General features: G+C 69.5%; 1 protein-coding gene and 2 pseudogenes. All 3 read right to left on the reverse strand.

Annotated features, from left to right (window positions below; all coding sequences use genetic code 11):
* Nucleotides 1–74 precede the first annotated feature (74 nt).
* Nucleotides 75–275, reverse strand: a pseudogene (locus AB0D66_RS34180) (IS30 family transposase); the annotation flags it as partial.
* 420 nt (nucleotides 276–695) lie between these two features.
* A pseudogene (locus AB0D66_RS34185) lies at nucleotides 696–785 on the reverse strand (transposase); the annotation flags it as partial.
* Between the two features lie 1,082 nt (nucleotides 786–1,867).
* On the reverse strand, nucleotides 1,868–3,205 hold the full coding sequence (locus AB0D66_RS34190; RefSeq protein WP_362311046.1) for an endonuclease domain-containing protein: 1,338 nt from the start codon (nucleotides 3,203–3,205) through the stop codon (nucleotides 1,868–1,870).
* Between the last annotated feature and the right edge of the window lie 659 nt (nucleotides 3,206–3,864).

Below are 3,864 nucleotides of genomic sequence, written 5' to 3' on the forward strand. Positions count from 1 at the left end.
GTGACCAGTTCCCGCATCAGCCATGAAGCGATCTACCAGGCGCTATTCACCGAGGGCCGTGGCGCGCTCAAGCAGTAGCGGCCCATGGGCTCATTCAGGCTGATCGGCGGCATTCCCCCAGCATGACGGAACCACCGGGATCCGACCGGCCATGAAACACCGACAGCCGCCGCGGCCTCTGCCGTCGTCACTCCCGACGCGATCCGCCGCCAGAAGTCACGCTGCACTGCACGAGACGGCTCCGGCCGACCCGGCGAACGCATCGGTGGCCGCATCGCCCGATCCGCCGCCCACTGACGCCGCACTCCCGCCGACGCCTTTGCTTTCGGTCTCGTCCCATCGCATACCTCCGTGATCAAGGTGTTGCGACGACCAGTTGAATCCGCCTTGCGATCCGTGATCCGTGTGCATGACTGTTCCGACCAAGCTCCCGCGGGTCCGCTCGGCTGTTGCGAGGGCATCGATGACGAGATCGGCTCGCATGTGATCGGCATCGCCCATCCGGCCAGCCGGCGTGAGGCGAGGTCGATGACAGTGGCGAGGTAGAGCGGCTTCGAGCCGTTGACCGGCAGGTATGTGATGTCGCCGACGTACTTCGTGTCCACCGAGGCTGCGGTGAAGTAACGTCCGATCAGATCCGGAGCCTTCGCCGCGGCCTGGTCCGCGCGGGTGGTGCGGTGCCGGCGGTGCAGACGGACTCCCTCGAGCCCGATGGTCCGTATGATCCTGGCGACCCGCTTGTGGTTGATCACCGGGCCGCCTTCGTTACGGAGGTCGGCGGTGATCCTGGGGGGCGCCGTAGGTGCCGTCGGATTCCTGGTGAGCCTTGCACATCCGGGCTGCGAGCCCGGCCTCGGCGGTCTGCCGGGCCGCTCGTGTGGCCGCGGTGCGGCGCCAGTAGTAGAAACTCAAGCGGGAGAGACCGAGGATGCAGCAGAGCCACTTGACGCCGTGACGGCGCTGGTGATCTTCAACGAACTGGCAGCGGTTCACCAGCGCGTCTCATCGGAAATACCGGGCCGCCTTGCGGAGAATGTCGCGCTCTCTCCCCAGCTCGCGGATCCTGCTCCGGGCTGCGGCCAGCTCCGCCTGGACGTCGTCACCACCGGTCCGGCGGTGCGGCACGGGCGGCGGGCCGGCGCCCGTCAGCGGCCCGGATCCAGTTCTGAAGTGTCTCGGTGTTCACTCCGAGATCGCTGGCGACGGACTTGATCGTGGCGCGACCGCGTCCGCCTTGAACTCGATCCCCACGAGGACTCCGTTCCCCTGGTCCATCAAGATCCAAGTATCTCCGGTGTCCAAAACCCGGGGTCAAGGCCCCAACACACCTTCCCCACTGGCCGGAAGCACTGCCCCCAGAGGGTTGTTGAGCAGTCGCCTCTCTCCCGAGGCCCAGGGCCCTGCCCGTCTTCCCCGCCTCTGCGGCAGGGCCTCAGGCAACCAGCCGGAACACCCCGGCAGCACCAACGACCGGCGACCAGTCGCTCACCAGCAGCCGGTAACCGACGGCCGACCGGCTCAGCGTCCAGAGGCCGCCCAGGGACACACCTGCCAGAATCCCCCGACCTACGGCCTGCTTCCTGTAGGCATGGACGAGACGGGCCCCCGACCTCGCCCTGGCTACGGGACCCGCTCTGGGTACCGGCTCCACGGTTCTCCCCCCGATCCGGGACGAGCCGGTACCCGGCCCACACCCCAGCGCCGGCCATGGCAGAAGCTGCCCGGAAACAGCACCGCCCCCTGAGCAGCGCGAGCGCTTCACGAGCCCGGGCCGCCACCGGCGGATGCATACCCCCGACCCGGTGTGGAAGGGCTCACCGACCCCGGGCCGTGCAAATCCCACCACAGTCACACCGGGAGATCCCACTCAGAACAGCGCCAGGCCCTCGCCGCTGATGTCCGCGATGACTGGCCGGGACTGCGCGGGGAGACCGTCGAGGCGGTCGGGCCCGGCCGCGGCGGCCACGGCAGGGGCGGTCTCGGCCAGCCAAGTGCCAAACCGCTCGACGGCTTCGCGGTAGGGGACTTGCGCCAGGACACGGTGCTCACCGGCAGGACAGAAGTCGACGGTGACGGTGAGCAGGCAGGAACGGGGCGTGTTCTGGCTGCCCGTCCAGGACACGCGCAGCACACCGCAGGGTGTGCGCCCGCGGGTGTGGTGGGTGGGGCGCAGGGGTCGGCAGGCGGTGTGGGCGGTCCATGCGGCTAGGTGGGGCAGGGGCAGGGTGGTGCGGGCGCGGCAGCCGGGGCAGCGGTGCCAGTGGCGCAGCCAGTGGACAGTGTCGGTGTCGAAGAGGCGTGTGTAGCGGTCGGCCACGCGAATGTCGTTGCTGTACAGGTGGTCAGGGCGTTCTAGGGTGTTGCAGGACTGGCAGACCGGGGCGCGGACGTAGCCGTGTTCGTGGCAGTGGTCGAGTACAGCGGCGGGCACGGTGCGGCAGACAGCACACGTCCACCCGGCCACCTTGCCGGAGATGCCGGGCTTCCTGCTGAGCACCGAGTACAGGTGACCTTCCAACTCCCCGGTGTACGGGCGCAGCGGAGCGGGCGGGCGGTCAGGGCCCGTCGTCCGCCGGTTGTCGCCGGCTCGGGGCTGCTGGTGCTGGGAGGGCGGCTCGGTGACGGCTGCGCTTGCCCGGCGGGCCTGCGCGGCTCGCAGCCACCGTGCCTCGCGGTGCTCTGCTCCGTCCAGCAGCTGGACCACGGCACGCGGCAACCACCACGTCCGCATGGTGCGGTCGCGGGTCTGCTCCACGAGCATCCGCCGCCAGTCGATCCCCGCCAGATGACACGGCCGACCCCCTTCGCGCCGCGCTGCCCGCTCGGGGCCGCCCAACCCCTGCAGCTCCCCCATGATGCGCTGGCGCCATCGCAGCGGTGTTCCCTGGCTCTGTTCCGGGCGCGGCACGTGGCGAAACGGGCCGATGCGGACCAGGTCCTGGCGGTCCATCTCCACCGCGTTCAGGTCCGCCGCCGCCCGACGCACCCCCATCTCCGGAACACTCCACCGGCCGCCGGTCTGCACCGTCGCCACCACATGGCCGCCGAGCAAGATGTACCCCACCTGGGCATCGGCAGGAAACCCGGTGAACGCCCCGGAAGCCGTCGGCACAGCGCTACCGGCCGTCAAACCGGTCCACAGCGCGTCCGCAGCGCCCAGGATAATCAGACCGCCCGTGCGACCCTCGATGGCAAGCTCTGGCATACCGACAGGCTAACGGCCGGCCCCACATAGAATGCCGGTCAGGGGTGAGGAGGAGCTCGATGCCCGCAGGCAATGCCCGGGTCCTCGTGGTCCTGCCCGACGGCCAGGAACTTCGGGCCTCACTCCATGAACGGCGGCGCGGACCCGACGGCTGGCAGTACCGCGTCGCCATCCCCCTCTGGCAAGCCGGAAGCGGCGGCCGTCAAGAGCCCGTGGAACATACTGTATGGCTGGACGCCAGCCATCTCCGCCCCATCGAGGACGGCGACTACAGCGCCGTACCGACCCGCCCCCCAGTCGCTGCCGGTCGCGGAGTGGCCCGTCCGGCGTGGACGATACAGAACCTGCCCCACCGCCCCGGCTACCCCGGCGCACGCCTCGTCCACATCATCGGTTGCCAGCCGGGCGTTCCCATCGATCTCGACCAGGCCCTCGACGCACTCCAGCAACCCCGCACCGTCCCCTGCCTCCAGTGCAAGGCCGCCACCTCACTACCATCGGCCGGCTGGGGTCTGTAAGCTTTTCGGCCTGTCTCACATTCGGTGGTGACGGAGGGTGGTGTTATCCGAGGAGGATGCGGTGGCGGAGGAGGGTGAAGCCTGTGCGTCCGTGCATCTGGCGTGCGATCCGTTTGGTTTTGGTGTTGACGCCTTCGGTGG

Origin of the sequence: Streptomyces sp. NPDC048270 (assembly GCF_040652335.1) — a bacterium.
Classification (GTDB): Bacteria; Actinomycetota; Actinomycetes; order Streptomycetales; family Streptomycetaceae; genus Streptomyces.

Excerpts from the sequence above, each read along its gene's own strand:
- AB0D66_RS34190 (WP_362311046.1), bottom strand. The coding sequence starts at position 3,205 with ATGCCAGAGCTTGCCATCGAGGGTCGCACGGGCGGTCTGATTATCCTG.